The sequence below is a fragment of the Rhizobium sp. KNZ2-6A genome (assembly GCF_056755475.1).
The window spans coordinates 16,016-36,662 of sequence record NZ_JBNDIC010000055.1 but is presented as its reverse complement, the minus strand read 5'-3'; the positions used below and the strand labels follow the sequence as shown (position 1 = coordinate 36,662).

Below are 20,647 nucleotides of genomic sequence, written 5' to 3'. Positions count from 1 at the left end.
TGTCCACAGTCTCCGTTGTGGACACAGACTCCTTCATTCGATTTTCAATGAACAGGTGCCGCGAATTGTGCGCTTACAAATTAGCTGCTCAATCTCAGATAAAGTGCCGACCTATCTCATTGAAATCCTTGCAGTCAGAGTCTCATAATTAACTGCCAAGCCACACGGGACGAGCTTGCGACGCATTCGAGCCCGCCGACAAGTCGCTCGACCTCGCCACCTACCTTCACGAGCGAGGCACGGTTATGCCAAGCAGGTTTACGCTTCCGGCACTTGTCGAAGGCTGGGCGATGAGGCGTCGGCATAAGGCGTGCCAGGACTCAAAGAAGCTGCGCTTATGCAGCACAAACGGGGCGAGCGGCGGTACAAGCGATTCGTTGGTGCAATTGAGGCATTGTGACTAGTCCAGCGACTTCGATTGAAACAGGCGTAGGGTGAGCCGGGCGCTCAAGCCGTGGCCCGAAGCGGTCTCGCCGAGAGTGATCAAGCCGCTATGGAGATCGGCGATACGGCGCGCGATCGCAAGACCGAGCCCCGAACCTGGCTTTGCGTCACTACGGGCGATCTGGTAGAAGCGTTGAAAGACACGACTGCGCTCCTCCTCGGGAATACCCGGCCCTTCATCCTCGACCGCGATTGTTCCCGTCGTCGCGTCCAGCATCACGCGCACCGTTACGCAACCGCCTTCGGGACTATGTGCAATCGCATTACCGACAAGGTTGGCGATGATTTCCCTGAGAAGCAGCGGATTGCCGGTGACGTTGATGGGGTCGTCCGGCGCATCGAGCACGATGTCGACATTGCGGTTCAGAGCCTTGGGCACGTGCTCGGCCAGGACATCGGCGGCAAGGCGGCCGAGATCGACGCGCTGATCGAGATCGACCGCGCCGCTCTTCGCGTCGACTCGCGCGAGTACGATCAACTGCTGAAGCATCCGTTGCAGGCGCGTCACGCCGTTCTGCGCTTCGCCGAGCGTTGAAAGAAGATTATCCTGGCCCGCCGCCTGCCGCTCGAGAAGCTCAAGATGCAGCTTGATACCGCCCAGCGGCGAGCGCAACTGATGAGAGGCGTCGGCGGTAAAATCGCGCACGCCGGCGATCGTTTCATCCAGCCGCTCCATCAATGTGTTGATCGCCGAGACGAGATCGACGGCCTCTTCCGGCACTCGTGCTGTATCGATGCGGGCAAACGGGATGGCGCCCGGTGGTGCTCGTCCCAGAAGCTCCTGACTGATTTCGGTCAGCGGCAGAAGCCCGCGCAAGATGGCCAGATAGGAGAGAATGGCGGCAGCACTCAGGAGAACGGCTTCAAAAAACACGAGGACGACGAGCATCCGCGCTTCCATATCGAGTCTGCTATTAAGCGTCTCCGCCATCCTGAAGGTGAGCGGACCTGCAAAGCCCTCGATGGTGCGGCTCGTCATCGCGATCCGCACCTGATTGTCATTTAGATCGGCCGGCACGTGCGTGATCCGGTCGAGGGGTGCAGGGCGCGTGTCCAGCGCACAGAGCGCCGGATCGCCCCGCTGAAAGCCGGCGCCATCGGATATACAAAAGGCAAATGTGTCATTCGCCTCATCGCTCAGGATCTCGATGGCGCCCTGCGCAACCGTGTTGTCGAGATGCGCCGGGCCTCGCGCGGCCGCGCGATCGATGATAGAGACGAGCGCCGCATCAAGCAGGCGATCCTGCGTCAGGCTCACGACACTATGGATGAGAAATGCGCCGCCGATGCCGAAGACGATCGCGAGCACTGCGACCGGCAACACCATGTTTTGCAGAAGGCGCCGACGGATAGACGGCGCGGCGTTCGCGCTCATTCACTCTACCTCGAGAATATACCCGACTCCGCGGATTGTACGAATATTGGGACCATCTGGCTCAAGCTTCTTGCGCAGGCGGCCAAGATGCAGTTCCACGGCATTGGGCGTGAGCGCATCGTCGAAATTCGAAATCGCAGAAGCAAGCCGCTCCTTCTGCACCACCTGGCCTGCGCGGCTAAGAAGAAGAACGAGGACCGAATACTCCCTCGGACGCAGTAAGAGCGTGCGCCCGGCGAGCGTTACCGTACTGGAGTTGCGATCGATGGAAAGCGCGCCACAGGTCAGCATTGGGCTGGGTTGGTTCTGGCCGCGCCGGACGAGTGAGCGCACGCGGGCCTCGAATTCCTCGAGCGCAAAGGGCTTGGTCAGATAGTCGTCGGCTCCCACATCGAGCCCCGCGACCCGGTCGGGAATGGCATCACGCGCGGTCAGGATCATCACGGGCGTTGTCGAACCGGCCTGCCGCAGCGCTTTCAGGACCGTGAGCCCGTCCATTTCCGGCAAACCGAGGTCAAGCACGACGAGCGCGTAGTCTTCCTCAAGGGCGGCGGAGAGCCCATCGCGGCCGTTGTCGACACGATCGACCGCGTAGCCGGCAGCCACCAGTGCCGATACGATCCCGCGCGCCAACGACGGGTCATCCTCAACAATGAGGACCCGCATGCTTTCCTCCTTCGTCTCGATTGCTTTGGCCTAGATCAAGCACGGAGGGTGGGTCCCCGACAAGATAATTTCGTGTCGCTCAGGCGGCGTGACAGGATGATGACAGGAAATCTGATGTAAGCGGTCGGAAATGAGTTTGGTAAAGCCGCATGTCGCGGCCTGCTGTCGATAAGCGACGTGGGCTAACACGACTGACGCGCGACCGTTCGCATGGAGACCGGAGGATCCCAAGCTGGGTAGGTCTCTTGCACAGGGAGGAACAAACATGACTGCAAGTACACACTCATCCCGCGTTGGCACCGTCTTGCGCGTAACAAGCGGCAATTTCCTGGAAATGTTCGACTTTTTCCTCGTCGGCATCTATGCCAGCAATATTTCCAAGACCTTCTTCCCGTCGAACAATGAAGTTGCATCGCTGATGCTGACCTTCATGACCTTCGGCGCGGGCTTTCTGATGCGACCGCTCGGTGCGATCTTTCTCGGGGCCTATGTCGACAAGATCGGCCGCCGCCAGGGCCTCATCGTCACACTCAGCATCATGGCGCTCGGGACCGTGCTCATTGCCTTCGTGCCCGGCGTCCAGACGATCGGTCTCTTCGCACCGCTTCTCGTTCTAATCGGCCGCCTGTTGCAGGGCTTTTCCGCGGGTGTGGAACTCGGCGGCGTCTCAGTCTATCTGGCGGAGATGTCGACGCCCGGAAAAAAAGGTTTCTATGTATCATGGCAGTCGGGCAGCCAGCAGGTTGCCATCATGGTCGCGGCCGTCCTCGGCTATGCGCTGAACTCCCTGATGCCACCGAGCGTGATGTCGGAATGGGGCTGGCGCATACCCTTCTTCATCGGCTGCGGCATCGTACCGTTCCTGTTCTATATCCGGCGCTCGCTCGAAGAAACGCAGGAATTCGCCGCCCGTCAACATCGCCCGACAATGACGCAGCTCTACCAGACGCTGGCCACCAACTGGGGCATCGTCCTGCTCGGCACGCTGATGGTCGTCATGACGACGGTCTCGTTCTATGCCATCACCGTTTATACGCCGACGTTCGGTAAGAGCGTCCTGAAGCTTTCGGAGACCGACAGTCTTCTCGTGACGTTCTGCGTCGCCCTGTCGAATTTCTTCTGGCTGCCGGTCATGGGCGCTGTTTCCGACCGCATCGGCCGCAAGCCCGTACTCGTGGTCTTTTCGGCGCTCTCGCTCGTGACAGCCTACCCGGCCATCGCCTGGCTCGTTGCCGCACCGAGCTTCGAACGCATGCTGATCGCCGAACTCTGGCTCAGCTTCCTCTATGCCAGCTACAATGGCGCTATGGTGGTTGCCCTGACTGAGATCGTGCCGCCGATCGTGCGGACAGCGGGCTTCTCGCTTGCCTATTCATTGGCGACGGCGATCTTCGGCGGTTTTACGCCAGCCATCGCCACCTGGCTTATCCAGGAAACCGGCGACAAGGCAGCACCAGGCTATTGGCTCGCCTTTGCAGGCGGTTGCGGTCTGGTGGCGACGCTTCTCGTTTACCGCAAGGTGACAGACGGCGCGCGGCCCAGCGCCTTCACCGTCAAGGCATGACAGACGACGCGGGACGGCGCCAACTTCTGTCCCGCTCTCTTTCCTCAGTCTCCTTCATTGAAGTTCAGTCCCAACAAAGAGGAGTTTTTGGGATGAAACGCATTGCAGCGGCCTTCGCCGCCTTCTTTCTGATTGTCGCCCCCAACGCATTTGCCGATACGATCAAGGTCGTTTCCTCGGGTGGCTTCGCTGCCGCCTACAAGGAACTCATTCCGGAATTTGAAAAGCGGACCGGCAACCAGGTCGTCTCCGAATGGGGCCCATCGATGGGCACGACCAAGGATGCTGTGCCGCAGCGTTTGGCCCGCAATGAAGATATCGATGTCCTGATCATGGTTGGCGACGCGCTCGACAAGCTGATTGAAGACAAAAAGGTTATTGCCGATACCCGCATGCCGCTGGCCCAGTCCGGCATTGGCATTGTCGTCAAGGAAGGCGCGCCGGCTCCTGACGTCAGCACGCCCGAGGCACTGAAGGCAGCGCTTCTCGGTGCCAAATCCGTCGCCTATTCGGACAGTGCCTCCGGCGTCTATATCGAAAAGAAAATGTTCGACAAACTGGGCATCAAGGCCGAAATGGCCGGCAAGGCCAAGATGATCCCGGCCTTGCCGGTCGGTTCGGTCGTCGCGTCGGGCGAATATGAGATTGGCTTCCAGCAGGTGTCCGAGTTGAAGCCGATCAAGGGCATCAAGCTCATCGGTCAGGTGCCCGGCGACCTGCAGAAGATCACTGTCTTCTCGGCTGGCGTGGTTGAGGGATCCCATCACGTAGCCGCCGCCCGGGCGTTGATCGACTTCCTCGCCGATCCCACCGACGCCGCCGTCATCCGCCGCAGCGGAATGGAGCCGCTCGGTAAGGCTGCGACCAAGTAATGCGACGGCGTAGTAAAGCTTGGGGTCGGTGTGACCTTGAGTGACAGCGCACTGGGGTCTTAAGGTCTTGCCAAAACAGAGCAGCTTTTCAGGAGTGTTGAAATCACAATGGCCGAGCAGACTCGAGTCTCGCATCGTAATGGACCGCCTCCGAAGCTAGCCGGGACATTTCCTCTGGCCATTTTGCTAAGTTGCGCAGGAGGCTACCTGGACGCCTTCACGTGGGTTGGCCAAGGCGGAGTTTTTGCCAATGCCCAGACAGGCAACGTTGTATTACTCGGGATTAACGCGGCCACAGGTCAATGGTCGGAGGCCGTACGCCATCTCATGCCGATCGTCGCGTTCATCTTTGGCGTATTTGCAGCATTTTGGGTGAGAAGTCTTGCGTCGGCGCGAGGGGAACCCTGGATCAATCTGGTCAGCCTCCTGCTCGAGTTCACAGTGCTGATCATTGTAGCGTTCCTACCGACGGGTTTTCCAAGTATGCCAATCGTTCTGGCCATCTCCTTTGTAGCCTCTGTCCAAAGCTCGATCTTCACCAAACTTGACAGGTGGTCATACAATTCGGTCATCGCCACCGGAAACCTTCGGAGGGCGACGGAATCCTTATTCAATGGGCTCAGTCGTCACCGCGATACGAATGATTTAGAGCAATCGAAGAAGTTCGGAGCCGTGTCCCTGACTTTCTTGGCTGGAGCGGGTTTAGGTGCCGTCGCGACAAATCTCTTTGGAAACGCTGCGACGGCGGGCGCTGCCGTTCTACTGATCCTTGCGCTCCTACTGTGCTTAAGTGCTAACAGACGCGGTATGGGGATTGGATGACCTTTCTAGGCTCACCAGTCAGAGCATGACAAGCCGTCCGGTCTACTCCACGTGAAGCATGTCTTCAGCGTCTAAAGCGCCTGAAATGCGATCTAAGTACGACCAGGTCAATTGCCAGTTCCTAGCCTATAGGTCGAAATTGGTCCTGAACGATCCTGCGCTGCTGCGCGGTCCGTAACCGCATCCCAGGAACATCGCCAATGCATTCGAACCTGTTCATCGAATTGATTCTCGGTTCGAACCAAGCCCCGAAAAAGCGCTGTTTCGCCGATGATGGCGAAAAATGAGCACGCATTTCATATTCGTGGTTGGCAATCTTGTGCTGGGTTTTCGCGTCCCGTTGTCTGCCGCCGGCTCTCGCGGCTCAGCTCATCGTTGCCGAAACCGTCTTTGGTCTCGCCTATGGCTTCATCTTTGAGGACCGGTTTCCAACTCCCACCGAGGCGATCGGGACGATGATGCAATGCGCAGGCACCTGCTCTGCTATCGCAGTATCCGCAAGCCTCGGCTCTCGGGGAGATCCGGGCAGACGACGTGCCACTACAATCAAAGCCCGAGCAGGATCGCGCCGACCGCGACGATCAGACAGGCGAGAATGCGCCGGACGGTGAAGGTTTCGCCAAGAAACAGCCAGCCAATCAGAACAGCGAAGACGACACTCGTTTCCCGGAGTGCCGTGATCGGGCCGGCCGGCACAGCGATAGCCCATGCCTGAGAAACTGTCGCGACGCTACCGTTCAACGAACTCCCGCAGTCGTTTCGGGCGGCGCCTGGGCAGCCTGAAGTCGGTGATCAGGATCGACCTCCTGCCCATTCGCCAGAAGATGCGGGAGGCAGGGCAGGGTACCTGATGCCTGCACCCCCGATATTAGTCACGGCAATGATGGCCGCAAAAGAAACGCGATTGGCCAGCGACCATCGCGTTCTCTAGCCTTTCTCACAATAGCCCAAGGCATATTCGCCGGAGGCAGGGCTTTGCATGCTTCGGCGGTTTCTCGCCGGGGATCGGCGGTTTCTCGCCGGGGACATGCGCTGATGTAATTGATAGGGAGGAATTTCTTGCGTACCATCCATAAGGCGTTGGCAAGCGTTGCAGCAGTGGCTTCTTCCACAGTCCGTAATCTGGGGACGACGAAATCGGTAAACGCGCGTACGACCGGACGCATGAACTTGGTCGACGGATAAGTAAGCGCTATCTCCGTCGGCCGAACATCATATTGGGGAAGAACGCGCTGCAGTTTGCCTTCCCGGAGTTCATCAAGAATGAGGCTCACCTGCACAGGTCCGACACCTCGACCGGAGAGAAGACTTTTCACCAGAACCTGCGCGTTATTCGTCTTCAGGACAGGTCTGACCGCCAGTTCGATCGCCTGATCACCGTCGCAAGAAAGGAAGATCGTATTTCGGGAAGAGATCGTTGACGTCGTGGCCACCATATTCAATTCGGACAAGGCTTCGATACTGCCGATTTCGCCGACCCGACTAAGAAACTCCGGCGATGCTACAAGAATTCGTTGTATCCAGCCAATCCGTCGGGCGATAATATTCTGACCTTCGATTTTCCCATAGCGGATAGCGATGTCAAAGTTCTCATAGATCAGGTCGACGCTGCGGTTGTCCAGAACCAGCTCGACATTGACACTTGGATGCGCGTCCTGAAACTCGACCAACATGCCATAGAGATGCTTTTCCCCTATACAGGAAGGTGAGTGAACCCGAATGGGCCCGTCGATTTCTCCCACATTGAGCCGCACGCCTTCCAGCGCGGCGTCGATCGACGCCAATGCATGACGGCAGGACTCGTAGAGCGCCAAGCCCTGGTCGGTCGGTCTGACATTTTTGGGCGACCGTTCCAGAAGACGAGCTTTAACATGCCGCTCCAGGTTCAGCAGATGCTTGGTGACGGCTGGTTGCGAAATTGCAAGATCGCGCGCTGCGCCAGTGATTGAGCCTCGTTCCACTGTACGAACAAAAGCCTTCAAAGCGGAGTTGATATCCATTCATAACTCTCCGTTATGGCGACGATATCAACATAACGGATCGACGATCGCCAAACAATCTTGTTTCCTAGAGACGCACGGTCTGGTGCGAAACGATGATCCCACGCGGCGTGGGCAATCACGTCTGCAGGAAATCGATGGCGGTGATAAAGGCGATCACGAATGACTTGGGTCATGCTGAAGGATGGCACAGGTCGACCGCTGACAGGCTAACTTAACCTGCGCTCAGACTGCCATCTCTCGTTCCCACCAGCCGCGTGTGTTCACGTTAGCGGCGTCGGCGAGGACCTCCAACTCCGCGATGTCGTCGCTGGTGAGCGTGATGCTGCTGGCCCGGACCAGACCATCGACGTGATCGGGTTTGGTGACGCCGACGATCGGTGTCGTGCCCTTGGCGATGGCCCACGCTGTCGCGACATCGGGAGCCGTCGCACCTTGGCTCCGGCCGACCGAAGCGAGCTTATCCGTCAACCCCTTCAGTTGAGCCAGCATGTCATTGTAAGCCTTCGCCCGGTTAGTGCCTTCCGGCAGCGGATTGTCCGGGCTGTACTTGCCGGTCAAGGCGCCCTGTTCGAGCACCATATAGGCAAAGAACGGGATGCCTTGGTTGCGGCAATAGTCCAGAATTCCAGCCTGCTCGGAGCTGCGGTAGAGAAGACTGTAGTGGTTCTGGATGGCTTCGACCCGGAACCCGGCTTCTCCGAGAATCTGGTTGGCGAGCTTGATTTCGCTCAGGTTGTGATTCGAGACACCGACATGTCTGACCTTCCCGCTCTTCAGCGACGGGATCAGGTGCGGAGTCCATCGCGCTACGTCGGCCGGATTGTGGATCCAGTAGAGGTCGATGTAGTCGGTACCGAGGCGGGCTAGGCTTTGTTCCAGCATATCCGCCATCGGATCCTCGCCGGGGCCTGTGGCCTGCGGGGTGAACTTCGTGGAAAGCTGATAATCGCTGCGGGCGAAGCGCTTCAGGACTTGCCCGAGGACAGCCTCTGAACGGCCCATGCCGTACACTACGGCGGTGTCCCAGAGAGTGTACCCCGCCGCATGCGCCTTGTCCGCGACGACTTCCAAGTCAGCCTGAGTGAGGCTGCTGCCAAAATAGCCGTCGCCCCTCTCGCCGCTGTCGCCCCAAGCCCAGGTACCCAGTGCGACCGCGGGTATCTTGAGATTATCGATTGTCATGTTCGCTCCATATTTGTTCCGCGACCGGGTTGGCTGAGACCAGGCGCCGCTGACACTGTGATGCGCGCCAGGGTCGAGCCGTTAGCCTGATGCGCCAAGATTTCTGCCTGATCCTCCAGAAGCCGCGGGTTCGCGTTGCCGTGCTTCCGCGCGCGTGCAATGGTCGGCTTCCATGGAAGCACTGAGGGAAATTGTAGCGATCATCGCGAAATACGTGTCGAAGGATGGTTTCCACGCAACGCCTATCGAACGCGTGACGCTTGTTCGATCCTCCACGGTGACGATGCCGATGCCGAATGTTTACCGGCCGCAACTGTGCCTCGTTGTCCAGGGGCGCAAGGAGGTCACGCTGGGAGACCGCGTCTTCGGATATGCACCGGGTCGTTATGGAGTCGTGACCTACGACCTGCCGGCAATAGGCCATGTGGTCGAGGCGACGCCCGACAAGCCCTATCTCTGCCTGTATCTCGATTTCGATCCGGTCATGCTGGGGGACCTGGCATTGCGCGTACCGCCGTCGCCGAGAGCGCCATCCCCGCCTATAGGAAAAACGGTGTCCGACGCCAGCGCCGCCCTGCTCGATGCGGCGCTACGCCTGCTGCGCCTGCTCGAGGATCCGGCAGCGCTGCCCGTCCTCGGGCCGCTTGCCGAACAGGAAATTCTCTATCACCTGCTCGCCGGCCCCGACGGCGCCAGGATGCGCCACATCACCTCCAGTCAGGGGCGGGTGGCGCAGATCGGCCGCGCCATCGCCTGGATCGGGAAGAACTTCCGGGAACGGTTCAGCGTCGAGCGGCTTGCTGCGGAAGTCGGCATGAGCCCGTCGAGCCTGCACGAGCATTTTCGCGCGGTGACGGCGATGACGCCGCTACAGTTCCAGAAGCAGCTCAGATTGCAGGACGCGCGCAGCCTGATGCTTGTCGATGATATCGACGTCACGACCGCCGCCTTGCGCGTGGGTTACGAAAGCCCGACGCAGTTCAGTCGCGAATATCGCCGCCACTTTGGAGAACCGCCGGCGCGCGACATAGCCCGCTTGCGCGCCTCGCCGGGCTTGGCAGTGGTAACTTGAGTTCAGCCTACGAAGTCGGTGTCCTGACGTTCGGGCCAAACATCGTCCTTTGAACAATGGTGGTCAGCTTCCTGACCCGGCGAGAGTCGGCAGAGCCGGAATGTTGATGTCGCGTTCATATGTTTCCTTCCAGGCGGAAACGGCTTCATGCTGAATGAAAAGCGCAACGACGGGACGAACCGTCGATAGGACCGGGGGTTCGAAGCACTCGCCCCCGACCGTGCCGAAACAACGCGACAGCCGCGCGGATCGCATGGCCCAGCACCTCTGAGACCTTCGCTCCGCTGAGCCGCCGGCTGGACGCTGCTGCACCGGCGCACTTCGCAGCGTCGATTGGGTCGTCTACTCGAAGCCGCCGTTCGGCGGGCCTGACCAGGTGCTCGCTTATCTCGGCCAGTACACCCATCGTGTCGCCACAGCCGCGTCGTCGATGTGCATCCGGCGACCGCCCCCGCTCGATGTTGCTCCGATGTAACCGAGATCGCGTCATGGTGCTCGATCGTCGGTCGCGAACTGCGGCCGATTATCCGCATCATTAACCGCGGCGGCGAGAAATCGCCCCTTGCGTTCATGAAGGGGCTCGGCGCTCAAGCGCGGCGAATATCATGGGTGAGATCCCCGTGAATCGCGTGAAGGCCGTGCTGAAAGCGCTTGGCGACTGGAAGCCGATGGCGAGCCCGATCTCGCCGATCCTTTTGTGGCCGTGACGTAAGGCATCCTTTGCAACGGCCATGCGCCAGTGCTGAAGATACCCCATCGGAGCCATGCCGACGACGCTCCGGAACCGGCCCGTAAGACTGGATCGGGAAACGCCACAAAGCCGCGCCAAGTCAGCCAGCGTCCAGTTCTTTGCGGTGTCCTCGTGCATCGCTACCAACGCGCGGGCGACGACGGGATCGTTCAATCCGGCTAGCAGACCTTTGTGTTTCCGGGCCGTTTCGGGGACGACACTGCGTAGAATTTCGACGAACGTCAGCTCCATCAATCGCGTGATGACGAAGTCGCTGGCGGCCCGAGGTTGTGATGACTCCGACAGGTTCGAACTCAGCAGACTACGAACACGCCAGGAGGAGCTGGTGTCATCATTCGCGATATGGACGAAGGGGGGCATCAGCTCTGCAAGGAGGTCCTCATTCGCGGTATCGAAGACGAACCGTCCGCCCCGCAATATCACCGGTGCTTCCGAACCCGTGCCGACGCTCAGAAGCGTTTTGCCGGTCGTGGAGACCATCACCTCGCTGTCCTGAGGGACGACTTGGGAGTCCGACGCGAGGACAAAATCGTGGTCGGCCCTGATGAGCGCGAAGTCGCCTTGGTCTAGCAGGAGCGGCGCACCGTCCGGCCGGATCAACTGGCACGCGCCGCGTTCCAGCCAGCAGAACAGAAGGTCGCGCCGGCTGCGGAACGACACCGCCCATCGGCCATGACCCTCGATTCCGCCCCACAGCGTGGCGCGCGGGCGAAGCAGCTGGATGAGATCGAGAAATGGGTCCATTTTTGGCCGATCGATAAAGAGATATGGCATCCTGATTATCGATCAAACGATTAGATCAAAGTAGCATGCCTCTTCAAGAGGGAGATCAGGCAGCTCATCCCCTCTGCGAAAGGATAGATCATGTTGCAGAACAAGCGAGTTGCGATCCTCGGCGGATCGCGGGGCATCGGCTTTGCGGTGGCTCAAGGAGCCGTCCGCGAGGGGGCTCACGTCGTCATCGCCTCCAGCCAGGAAGCGAATGTCGCGAGCGCCGTGGGGCGTTTACCAAAAGCAGCCGCCATGGGTGCGGTAGTTGACGTGAGGTCGGTGGAGTCGGTCTCGGCATTTTTCGCGACAGTCGGTGCGTTCGACCATCTCGTCTTCACCGCCGGCGAACCCCTGCCGTTCGGTAAGCCTGTCGCTGAGATCGATCTGGCGATGGCGCGTGGTTTTTTCGAATTGCGCTATTGGGGCGCGGTCGCTGCTGTGAAGGCGGCACGGCCACAGATGCGCGATGGCGGGTCCATCGTGCTGACAAGCGGAACCTCGGCCCGCCGGCCGCCTGCTGGTTTTGCATTCGCGGCAAGCATTTGCGGGGCGATCGAATCTCTTACCCACGCGCTCGCGCTTGAGCTCGCGCCTGTGCGTGTTAACGTCGTGATACCCGGAATGGTCGCCACCGATCTGTGGTCCGGCGTTCCGTCCGATGTGCGGGACCAAATCTTCCGCTCAACGGCGGGCAAACTGCCTGTCAAACGCATCGGCGAACCGGAGGATATTGCTGAAGCGTACCTGTCGTTCATGCGCAACGCTTACGTGACGGGTCAATCCGTGATCGTGGATGGTGGAGCTGTCCTCATCTAGCGGATCATGGGCCGAACCTGCAAACATGTCTCTGCCCAAGAACATTCCACTCGCTACCGTTCAGAACGCTCCTGCTGGAAGACGGCGCGATGCTCCCTAGAAAGGCCGCGATGGTCCGTGGCGGCTGGCCCGTCAGGGCCCGGCGAACTCGTCCGTGATCCCGTGCCTCGCGCCACCCCGTGCCTGTGAAGCCATAGCGCAGATGCTCGCCCAATTAGATCAGCATCCGGGACTTCGCGACGCTGCCGGAAAGCTCAGGCATCTATGCGAACTGATCAAAAATCTCGGCACCTACCTCATGCAGAACACGGCTTCGATCGTCAACTACTGCCAGCGATACCGGGTCGGCCTGCCGATATCCAACTCGCCCGCCGAAAGTCCCGCCAACAGCCTCGTCAATGCTCGCATGAACAAGAAGCGTCAGATGCGCTGGTCGTCCATTGGCGCTCATCGGGTTTTGCAGGTCCGAGCCGCCGTTGCTGAAGGTCGTCTCAAGCAGGCGAAGCTCAGTCTTGCGGCGTGGCCCATCTTTTTTCCGCTCTCCAGCGCGATTGCTGAGGATTGTTGCATTCTTCATCTGCGATCCCATTCTTCGGTTACCCGCATCAAAGTTTTTTGCTCTGGAGCCAGCAGCGGATGACATGGATGAGTTCTTCCTTGCGCTCCAACGGCAGCCAATGCCCGCAGGAGAGACTCGCCACGGTAAGGTCTCGGCAGGCTGCACGCATCGGGTCGCCCTGACGATTTCCGTTGATGCTGCAGATCTGATCGAAGTCGCCGTTGACGAATAGCACCGGCTGCGACAGTCGGCCTCCGTTGGGCGCCTCGCGTGCGTAGGCAGTGTTGGCGTCACCGTTCAGATACAACGCGCAGGTAGGGAGGAAGCCGCGAAGCTTGAACGCGTGCACCAGCTCTTCGAAGTCCACCGGTGGCCACAGTGCCGGGTCAGGCTGAGTAGGCGGGGCTCGGTGTGCGGCGCCGAAGCGCCCACCGTTGCGCGTGACTTGCGCGGATGGCGAAACCTCGCCGACGGCGGCAGGGCTGCCTGATCGAAAGATCGATGCCAACGATGCTTCCGCATCCGCGTCGAGGTCAGCCACCGCCGTATCGAAATGCGTCGTATAGTAGCGGTAGTAGTCCCATTGGCCGTCCGGATACTGATCGGCGGGGTAAATCGTTCGGTCGACCAGCGGGACGAGCGTGGGCAGGGCGTTCCCGTCGGGAAAATACGCCCACGAGATCAGTACGACGCCACGGCAGCGCTTCGGCTCATGCGCGGCCAACGCACCGGCTACGATGCTGCCCCAGTCGTGGCCAACCCAGATTGCAGCCTTGCGGCCAAGGTGGTCATGGAGTTCCGCCATGTCCGCCACGATTTCCTCGACTGTATAAGCATTGTTGGCTGCAGGTGCGAAGGAGCTACCAAAGCCGCGAAGATCAGGAGCGACGCAGTGCCACCCGTCGGCGGCGAACGCGTCCATCTGAGCGCGCCACATCAAACCTATGCACGGCCAGCCGTGGAGGAAGATTATCAGCGGTCCGTCGGCCGGCCCGCACTCGATGTAATGCGTTGTATGGCGGGGCGTGCTGAAAGTGTGCGAAATTAGCGTTGTCGAGGGCATTCCCCCCGCTACGCCAGACAGGGCGGCTGTGCCCGTTCCCAGGAGGATGGAACGTCGGTTGGGATGCCCGATCAGGATCGGAGCTTCGACGGGATGGTGTTGGATCGTGGACATTCACAATCGTACGCCGAACGGATGCTTGCGATTAGCCCAGCAATCGAACATGAAGTCTGAAGCAAAACTTCAAGGTGACTAAATTGCGACAGAAGAATATCCTCGAAGGCGTGGCCGTGTTCGTCGCTGTGGCCGAAGCTGGCAGCTTTTCCGAAGCAGCGAGGCGTCTCGGCATCTCGCCATCTGCGGCCAGCCAGGCGATCCGAAGCCTTGAGGAGCGGCTCGGCACGCCGCTTTTGCGCCGCTCGACCCGCAGTTTGAGTTTGACGGAAGTAGGTATCGACTATCTCCTCGCGGCAGCTCCTGCCCTGTCGCAATTGAGGCGAGCCGCGGAGGAGGCCGCACGCCGGGGTGGCCGGCCGGCCGGCCCTCTGCGCCTTACCATGCCGCGCGCGCCCTTCGACCTGCTCATTGCCGCAGCACTGGCGGCTTTTCAGGACACCTATCCTGACGTGGAGCTCGAGATCGCGGTCGAAGCACGTATGATCGACATCGTCAAGCAAGGCTACGACGCAGGATTGCGCTATGGTAATTGCCTTGAGAAGGACATGGTGGCCGTTCCAGTCGCCCCCAAATCAGAAGCGGTTCTCGTCGCTTCACCTGCCTATCTTCATGCTCGAGGGATGCCAAATCTCCCAAGCGATCTGCTCAATCACCGCGCTATCGTGTGCCGCAGTCAGACGACCGGCTTGATCATACCATGGCTCCTGCAATCTGCAGGCGAGACCGTACAGATCACGCCGCCGGCGGCAACGATCGTTCACGATCTCGCTTCCCAGATCGAGCTGACTGTAAGGGGGCTAGGAATTGTCAGCGCGCCGGCTGCGAGCGTATCCGACCTCCTCGCCGCTGGAAAGTTGTCACGAGTCCTACCCGAATGGTCTTCGCCGCTGGAGGCGCTTTACCTCTATTTTCCGAGCAGGCGCCACCAATCAGCGGCATTGCGCGCGTTCGTCGCGTTTCTGAAGGGCCGCTCCTATCTTCCCTCCAACCGAGTAATGGTCACGCTAGAACGTAGATAGGCGGGACGAAACCCCATACCCCCCGGCATCAAATTCGCGACTCGGCCTCAAAATTGATCAGCCTGGAGGGTTAGCAAGCAGTATGGAGCGCACCGATTCTACGATCCGGCCACCTTCACTGTGCGACACTTCGATGGCGGGTTGAGAACGACGAAACTGAGAACAACGTCTACGCTATGACCCTCCTTTAAGCAGAGTATGAATGGAATTTTGCCGTTCACAGTCTGCTTGCCCTGTCTCGATGCAGCCACGTTGGAGCTGAGATCGATCGCCTTAGCCTTCCGCGGAGCCAATCATGGCGGCCGGGGAATCCTCGCTCTCGCGGCCATGGCCCGCCGTTGGCCGCTTCGTTGCCTCCTGCAAGCCATGTTAAGCTCAGCGGCGAACCACCGTTCAAGAGTGCGATCCATGCGCAAGCGAATCCCCTTGGGAGGGGTTCCAGCTTCGAGCTGGGGAGCTCCGCAAACAATGCCGGGCTCCTTAGGCGTGTGACGCCCTGCAGGGCCGGGACGACACGGTTCTGAAACAATGCGCATCTACAGCACATTTTGCTCCATGTTCGTTTCCGTATGTGCCAGCCAGTTTTCAATTGCCGAGGATGTCTCGCTGGGAATGTCGAGGGGGATTAGGTGCGCTGCCCCGGGCAAGACAATAGTATTGGCCTGCGGAACAGCAGCGGCAAGTGAGACGGCGTAAGGCTCCGGCGTGTTGAGGTCGCGGTCGCCGACGAGCACAAGGGTCGGGCATCGAACTGTGCTCAAGCGTGCCGAAGCGTCGAAGCCGGCGATCATTCGCCAAATCAACGCGTAGTCGGCTGAATCGAGACGCATCAGGCTCAACGAGATGCGATCGATGAGGTCCGGTCGATCCCTAGCTGTCTCACTGGCGATCCAATAATGAACAAAGGGCCGAACGGCTTGCATACCCTGTGCCTCCGCCAGGGCCGCGTGCTGTCGCATAGCAGCGCGCGCTTCATCCGGAAAAGTGGCTGCGGTCGCAAGAAGCATCAACGATCGAACGCGGGCGGGGCGCGAAATGGCAACCTCCTGCGCGATCATCCCACCGATAGACAGGCCAATGAGATGTGCAGCGCCAACCTCTGCGTCGTCGAGGACAGCCACGATACCGGCCGCCGCCTTCTCGAAGCTCCAGTCTACGGGTGGAGCGGCTGATTGACCGTGTCCGGGGAGATCAACGGCGATCACATCATAGTTCTGCGTCAGGATCTGCATCTGCGCCTTCCAAAGGGAGAGATCCAGCCCGACGGCATGGATCAGGACGACAACGGGTGCCCCACGCCTTCCTTGCCTAACCCAGTTCCAGCTTGTTCCATCTACATCGGTTTTCATGAGAGCGCCTTCTTCGCTGTTTCTTTGTTGAAAGGTATTTCTGGCAAAAAGGGCAAGCGCAACAAGAGCCGGTATGATACTGGTATAATGTAGGGCCACCAAAGAAGATGCTATGCGCGGCAGTAAGCAATTGGGCGAGTTTCTCCGGTCGCGGCGGGCCAAGCTGCGCCCTCACGACGTTGGGCTCAACAGCCTGCGTCGCAGGCGAGCGCCAGGACTTCGTCGTGACGAGGTGGCACAACTGGCCGGGATCAGCGTTGAATGGTATGTAAAGCTTGAGCAAGGGCGAGCGGTGTCACCTTCTGCCTCGACGATTTCGGCACTGGGCCAGGCACTTCGGCTCAGCAGTGCTGAGTTCTCTCATCTGCGCGCCCTTGCAGAAACGCCGGACCGCAAAGCCTTCGAAACGGAAGTTGTCCCAGAGACGATCAACTATCTGGTGGCGAGCCTCCAGCAGCCCGCTTACGTGCTCGGGCAGCGCTGGGATATCCTGGCGTGGAATGATGCGGCCGCGCATCTTTTCACCGACTTTGGGCTGCTTCCGACCGAAGAACGAAATATCCTCCTCTACATGTTGACTGATCCCGCAGCGAGGCGGCTTTTCGGTGAGAGCTGGGAAAACGAGGCGCGCCGCATGATATCGCTATTTCGGGTCTCCCATGATTTGTGGGCGGGAGATGCGGCGTTCGGTAGCTTGGTCGAACAACTGCACAAGCGCTGCCCGGAATTCAGTCAATGGTGGACCTCTCATGACGTCGGAGTACCGGTCTCGGGCGTCAAGACGCTGGCCCACCCGGTTCAAGGTGGTCTGAAGTTCAAGTTTGCCACTTTCCAAGCAAACGATAATCCAGCGCTGAAGCTTGCTATTTATGCAAGAGCCGACGTTTAACTTCGTTTCGAGATCTTGCGGTCAAGCCGTGGCATCGCACAATCAACGCGATCGGTCCCATCCTTTGCCCACAGCATTCGGTCAAGCGGGTGTCGCATCTGCACACCGAACGGCGCGGCGTCCTTCATCACCGGCACGTTCCTTGATGTCACCGGCGGCAAGTAAGCGACCGGGCGGGCTGGGGCGCCACCGTCGTCCGCCGTGCGCCGCGTTCAACTTAACAGCGAACCATCGTTCGAGAGGGCGATAACGGACATCGCGTGATCGATGTGCTCAGGTCCGCCCTTCGGCGGCCAGGTGCCTGCGGCGTAGTGACGTTCGCGCAGCTCGCTTCTCTGCTGGAGGCTCTCAAAACCCCAGATGTGGAGGATACGAGGGCGGCCATCGAGTGCGAACATGTTGATGACGAGGTGATCGGTATAGTCCTTGGCGGGTTCGATCGCCGCCTCCCAGCCCTCGAGCGTAGCCGGGAGACCTCCGACCGTCAGGAAATAGGTTCGAAACTCGTATATGCCGCCTGCCCGACGCGGTGCGGCCGAGGCCAGAAACGGAAAGCCCTCGTAGCTCTCCTGGGTAACGGAGGTCGCAAGTCCGCGGACCCTGAAGGGATCGCGATCCAGCAGCGCGCGATGCCGTTCGTCGCTAAGGTACTTCAAACTGTCGAATTGGCGCAGGAGAAGCACTTGCCCGAGCTGGCCGATGTCGGTCCGCCACCGGCCGAGAACGGTTCCCGCAGCGGCATCACCCATCCACTCCTGCGCTGCGGCGTCGATTTCGTCGAGCTTTAGCAAGGGCCCTGATAGGGTCGCGAGTTCGTAGAACATGTTTCACACTCCTTCGGCTCCAGGCCGAGTTTCCAGCGCAATTCGTGACGGCAATTACGCGACGATAGGCAGCGTCGGGCACGCCGGAGTCGCATCTTCGCGAGGTCGAATTGCGATGCGAAGATGAGACCTGCGCCTCTAGTTGGTGCGCGGCCGGCTCGTCACCAAGAAGCGAATGAGAAATTCGGGGCTGCCAAGCGGCGCGTGGAGTGAGCGAGATGCTCCACCCGCCCCGCAAATCGTGACTGGTCACCGGCGCACGGTAATGCGCGGCAACAGCAGATAGGATGCATGCTCTCCACCGGTCGCAACCGTGTCCACCCCGCCGTAAAGGGTGGGGTCGCGGTTCGGATGCGCGGCGAAGAAGAGGCCGGAGTTGTTCGAGTTCGGAAGATCATAGTCTTTGGCGCGAACGATGTTGGCGCCCGGGCCGTAGCCGAAATCCTTGCCCTGGATCGTCAGGGCGAGACGATAGCCCTTGGGGATGACGATGCTCGTCGGTTCGGAGAACTCCACATCGACGGGATAGAGCTGACCGGGCGTCATCGGCTCGGACGTCAGATGCGGATGGAATGCGCTGTACTCGGTCGACTTCGCCGCATCGACGGCGCGATGCGAGACGCGCAGATAACCGAGGCCGAGCGGCACGTTCGGATCGCTGTTGCCCATGAAGGTGACATCTCGACCTTGTGGATCGATCAGTCTGACGGCCGCGAAGAGGTCCATGTCCGCCGTGGAGGAACCGACCCAGAGCCTGACCCCGATCGGGCCGGTGAACTCCATTTCCTCTTCGAAGGGTGCGGACGTGAAGGTCAGTCCGTCGCCCTGGCCGGGATAGGATTTCTCGGCGGGCGCGGCCTGCGGCTTCACCTGTCCGACCGAACGACCGAGAAAGCGGGATGGCTTTCCGCGCTGGCCGACAAGCGCTTGCGCGCGGCCATCGCGGCGATGCACGAGGCGCCTGGCGAGCCGTGGACGCTTCAGACACTTTCCAGAGAGGCAGGTATGTCGCGCACCACCTTCGCCGTGACCTTCAAGGAAAAGGTTGGCCTCTCGCCAATGGAATATCTGACCCGTTGGCGGATGCTGCAGGCAGCAGACAGGCTGACCTCGACACGCCAGTCGCTTGCCGAGATCGGGTCGGCGCTCGGCTATGAGTCCGAGAAGTCCTTCAGTACTGCCTTCAAGCGGGTCATGAACTGCTCGCCGCGCCAATATGGCCGCCGGCAAGGGGAGCCGGTAGTGGGAGGACTCCGGGTCGCATCCGCTAATGAACCGAGGACTCCTGGGCTTTCAGGTGCAGCAACAGATAGACCCGCCGTGCCCAGCCGCGTACGACCGCCGGTCGGATTACTCGAAGAAGTGAGAGCGCCGGAATCGTTTGCGCTCGCGCATACCGCATCGACGGCAGTCCGGCGTGGCGGGTGAACGCGACGCCGCGCGTGGAAAAGGCAGTCCTGCGACCAGGCGCTGCGGATTCATCAACAAAGGCGAACATGGACAGGCGCAGCCTTGCGCGGCACTCCGCCGTCCTGCCCCTCGCGCTACAGGGTCGCCCCGGTTGCCCGTGCTGCACCGCTGACCGCCAGAATGGTTTCCCGCTCCACAACCTGGATCAGCCGCGCGTGAGCCGAGGTGATCGGCCAGAGCAAACCTAACTCGCGTTGGGGGGCTGGTTCTGGAAGCGCATGCCTTACGATCGACAATCCCTCGGGCCACGGCAAGGCTCGGTCTGGCACGAGCGAAACGCCGATGCCGCGATGCACGAGCACGGCGATCGCATCCAACGCATCAAGTTCGATGCGATCGTTCGGCCGGATGCGATGCTGTCGCAAATAGTTTTCCGCGATCTGGCCGGACCATAGTGAGCGGTCATAGCGCACCAGCGGTCGCTCTCGCAGAAGTTGGAGCGGGTCGGCGACGGTCTCGGTACCGGACGCGATAACCACGTAGCGCTCCGCCGTGAGCGGCCGCCACACGAAGCTCTTCGATAGCTTGAACGGCGGATGAAACATGAAGGCTCCGTCGACCTCCGCGGCGTTCAGTTTTGCGAACACCTGCGCGGAGGAGCCCTTCTGCACCACGATTTCCAGTTCGGGATACTTTTGCGCTAGCGCCGGAAGCACATCGCACAGCACCGTGGCAATCGCGGTTTGGGCAACGCCGAGCCGCAGTTGCCCTCGAGGCTGCTCTTCATCCTGCAGTGTCCTCAGGTCGCGAAGATCGCGCAGAAGACCGACTGCCCGGAGCGCGACCGCTTCGCCAGCGGGAGTGGGCCGGGCCGTGCGGCCAGAGCGAGCCATGAGGGTGAAGCCGAGTTCCTCCTCCAGGGCTCTGATCCGCAGCGCGAGGGTTGTCGGCGCGATATTAAGCCGTCGCGCGGCCTCGGCAACGGAACCGCTCTCGGCGACCGCCACGAAGCACTCGAGAAAGCGTGTGTCCATAGAGCAGAATTCCTGTTGCTTGAATTCAGATATCGCACAGTTTTT

Annotated in this window: 18 protein-coding genes and 4 pseudogenes; 10 read left to right on the top strand and 12 right to left on the bottom strand. The window is 60.2% G+C overall.

The features are described from left to right. Positions 1-400 precede the first annotated feature (400 nt). Both ACPYOP_RS27735 and ACPYOP_RS27730 read right to left on the bottom strand, forming a co-directional pair. Positions 401-1,819, bottom strand: coding sequence for a sensor histidine kinase (locus tag ACPYOP_RS27735; protein ID WP_481413468.1), 1,419 nt, complete (start codon positions 1,817-1,819; stop codon positions 401-403). Then, on the bottom strand, positions 1,820-2,485 hold the full coding sequence (locus ACPYOP_RS27730) for a response regulator (protein ID WP_481413467.1): 666 nt from the start codon (positions 2,483-2,485) through the stop codon (positions 1,820-1,822). Between the two features lie 265 nt (positions 2,486-2,750). Here ACPYOP_RS27730 and tcuC point away from each other — a divergent pair, with 265 nt between their 5' ends. The 3 genes from tcuC to ACPYOP_RS27715 all read left to right on the top strand — a co-directional run bounded on the left by tcuC (position 2,751) and on the right by ACPYOP_RS27715 (position 5,743). After that, positions 2,751-4,049, top strand: coding sequence for a tricarballylate/proton symporter TcuC (tcuC, locus tag ACPYOP_RS27725; protein ID WP_481413466.1), 1,299 nt, complete (start codon positions 2,751-2,753; stop codon positions 4,047-4,049). Between the two features lie 92 nt (positions 4,050-4,141). After that, positions 4,142-4,921: a substrate-binding domain-containing protein gene (locus tag ACPYOP_RS27720; RefSeq protein ID WP_481413465.1), complete on the top strand. Its 780-nt coding sequence runs from the start codon at positions 4,142-4,144 to the stop codon at positions 4,919-4,921. Positions 4,922-5,029: 108 nt separating this feature from the next. Then, positions 5,030-5,743: a YoaK family protein gene (locus ACPYOP_RS27715; protein WP_481413464.1), complete on the top strand. Its 714-nt coding sequence runs from the start codon at positions 5,030-5,032 to the stop codon at positions 5,741-5,743. A 546-nt stretch (positions 5,744-6,289) separates the two neighbouring features. On the opposite strand, the pseudogene ACPYOP_RS27710 reads toward ACPYOP_RS27715, so the two are convergent. From ACPYOP_RS27710 to ACPYOP_RS27695, 4 genes and pseudogenes are all read right to left on the bottom strand, one after another. Further along, positions 6,290-6,478, bottom strand: a pseudogene (locus tag ACPYOP_RS27710) (EamA family transporter); the annotation flags it as partial. A 137-nt stretch (positions 6,479-6,615) separates the two neighbouring features. Beyond that, positions 6,616-7,743, bottom strand: coding sequence for a LysR family transcriptional regulator (locus ACPYOP_RS27705; RefSeq protein ID WP_481413463.1), 1,128 nt, complete (start codon positions 7,741-7,743; stop codon positions 6,616-6,618). 70 nt (positions 7,744-7,813) lie between these two features. Then, positions 7,814-7,919: pseudogene (locus ACPYOP_RS27700) on the bottom strand (IS6 family transposase); the annotation flags it as partial. Between the two features lie 49 nt (positions 7,920-7,968). Further along, a complete protein-coding gene (locus ACPYOP_RS27695) occupies positions 7,969-8,928 on the bottom strand; it encodes an aldo/keto reductase (protein WP_481413462.1) in 960 nt (319 codons plus the stop codon). A gap of 172 nt (positions 8,929-9,100) precedes the next feature. On the opposite strand from ACPYOP_RS27695, the gene ACPYOP_RS27690 reads away from it, so the two are divergent. Continuing rightward, positions 9,101-10,000 (top strand): AraC family transcriptional regulator, encoded by a 900-nt coding sequence (locus ACPYOP_RS27690; protein WP_481413461.1) that lies wholly within the window; start codon positions 9,101-9,103, stop codon positions 9,998-10,000. Positions 10,001-10,322: 322 nt separating this feature from the next. Further along, positions 10,323-10,421: pseudogene (locus ACPYOP_RS27685) on the top strand (transposase); the annotation flags it as partial. Between the two features lie 147 nt (positions 10,422-10,568). Here the strand turns inward: ACPYOP_RS27685 and ACPYOP_RS27680 are convergent. Continuing rightward, a complete protein-coding gene (locus ACPYOP_RS27680; RefSeq protein ID WP_481413460.1) occupies positions 10,569-11,525 on the bottom strand; it encodes an AraC family transcriptional regulator in 957 nt (318 codons plus the stop codon). Between the two features lie 90 nt (positions 11,526-11,615). On the opposite strand from ACPYOP_RS27680, the gene ACPYOP_RS27675 reads away from it, so the two are divergent. Beyond that, the gene (locus ACPYOP_RS27675) at positions 11,616-12,338 is read left to right on the top strand and encodes an SDR family oxidoreductase (RefSeq protein WP_481413459.1); all 723 of its coding nucleotides are present in this window, start codon (positions 11,616-11,618) and stop codon (positions 12,336-12,338) included. Positions 12,339-12,519: 181 nt separating this feature from the next. After that, positions 12,520-12,858 (top strand): annotated as a pseudogene (locus tag ACPYOP_RS27670) (hypothetical protein); the annotation flags it as partial. A gap of 85 nt (positions 12,859-12,943) precedes the next feature. On the opposite strand, the gene ACPYOP_RS27665 reads toward ACPYOP_RS27670, so the two are convergent. After that, the gene (locus ACPYOP_RS27665; RefSeq protein WP_481413470.1) at positions 12,944-13,870 is read right to left on the bottom strand and encodes an alpha/beta fold hydrolase; all 927 of its coding nucleotides are present in this window, start codon (positions 13,868-13,870) and stop codon (positions 12,944-12,946) included. A 287-nt stretch (positions 13,871-14,157) separates the two neighbouring features. Here ACPYOP_RS27665 and ACPYOP_RS27660 point away from each other — a divergent pair, with 287 nt between their 5' ends. Then, positions 14,158-15,096, top strand: a complete 939-nt coding sequence (locus tag ACPYOP_RS27660) for a LysR family transcriptional regulator (RefSeq protein ID WP_481413458.1) — start codon at positions 14,158-14,160, stop codon at positions 15,094-15,096. Positions 15,097-15,632: 536 nt separating this feature from the next. Here ACPYOP_RS27660 and ACPYOP_RS27655 read toward each other — a convergent pair. Further along, positions 15,633-16,445 carry an alpha/beta fold hydrolase gene (locus tag ACPYOP_RS27655; protein ID WP_481413469.1) on the bottom strand — a complete coding sequence of 271 codons (813 nt, stop codon included), beginning with the start codon at positions 16,443-16,445 and terminating at the stop codon, positions 15,633-15,635. Positions 16,446-16,557: 112 nt separating this feature from the next. Between ACPYOP_RS27655 and ACPYOP_RS27650 the strand changes: the two genes are divergently transcribed. Further along, on the top strand, positions 16,558-17,334 hold the full coding sequence (locus ACPYOP_RS27650) for a helix-turn-helix domain-containing protein (RefSeq protein WP_481413457.1): 777 nt from the start codon (positions 16,558-16,560) through the stop codon (positions 17,332-17,334). 212 nt (positions 17,335-17,546) lie between these two features. Here the strand turns inward: ACPYOP_RS27650 and ACPYOP_RS27645 are convergent, their stop codons facing one another. Both ACPYOP_RS27645 and ACPYOP_RS27640 read right to left on the bottom strand, forming a co-directional pair. Next, entirely contained in the window at positions 17,547-18,158 is a 612-nt protein-coding gene (locus tag ACPYOP_RS27645; RefSeq protein ID WP_481413456.1) for an NIPSNAP family protein, read from the bottom strand. A 249-nt stretch (positions 18,159-18,407) separates the two neighbouring features. Beyond that, complete coding sequence (locus tag ACPYOP_RS27640; RefSeq protein WP_481413455.1) at positions 18,408-19,112, bottom strand: CocE/NonD family hydrolase C-terminal non-catalytic domain-containing protein; 705 nt, start codon at positions 19,110-19,112, stop codon at positions 18,408-18,410. Here ACPYOP_RS27640 and ACPYOP_RS27635 point away from each other — a divergent pair. Beyond that, positions 19,107-19,586: a helix-turn-helix domain-containing protein gene (locus tag ACPYOP_RS27635; RefSeq protein ID WP_481413454.1), complete on the top strand. Its 480-nt coding sequence runs from the start codon at positions 19,107-19,109 to the stop codon at positions 19,584-19,586. The genes ACPYOP_RS27640 and ACPYOP_RS27635 overlap by 6 nt on opposite strands. Positions 19,587-19,702: 116 nt before the next feature. Here ACPYOP_RS27635 and ACPYOP_RS27630 read toward each other — a convergent pair whose 3' ends face one another. Next, positions 19,703-20,602, bottom strand: coding sequence for a LysR substrate-binding domain-containing protein (locus tag ACPYOP_RS27630; protein WP_481413453.1), 900 nt, complete (start codon positions 20,600-20,602; stop codon positions 19,703-19,705). Between the last annotated feature and the right edge of the window lie 45 nt (positions 20,603-20,647).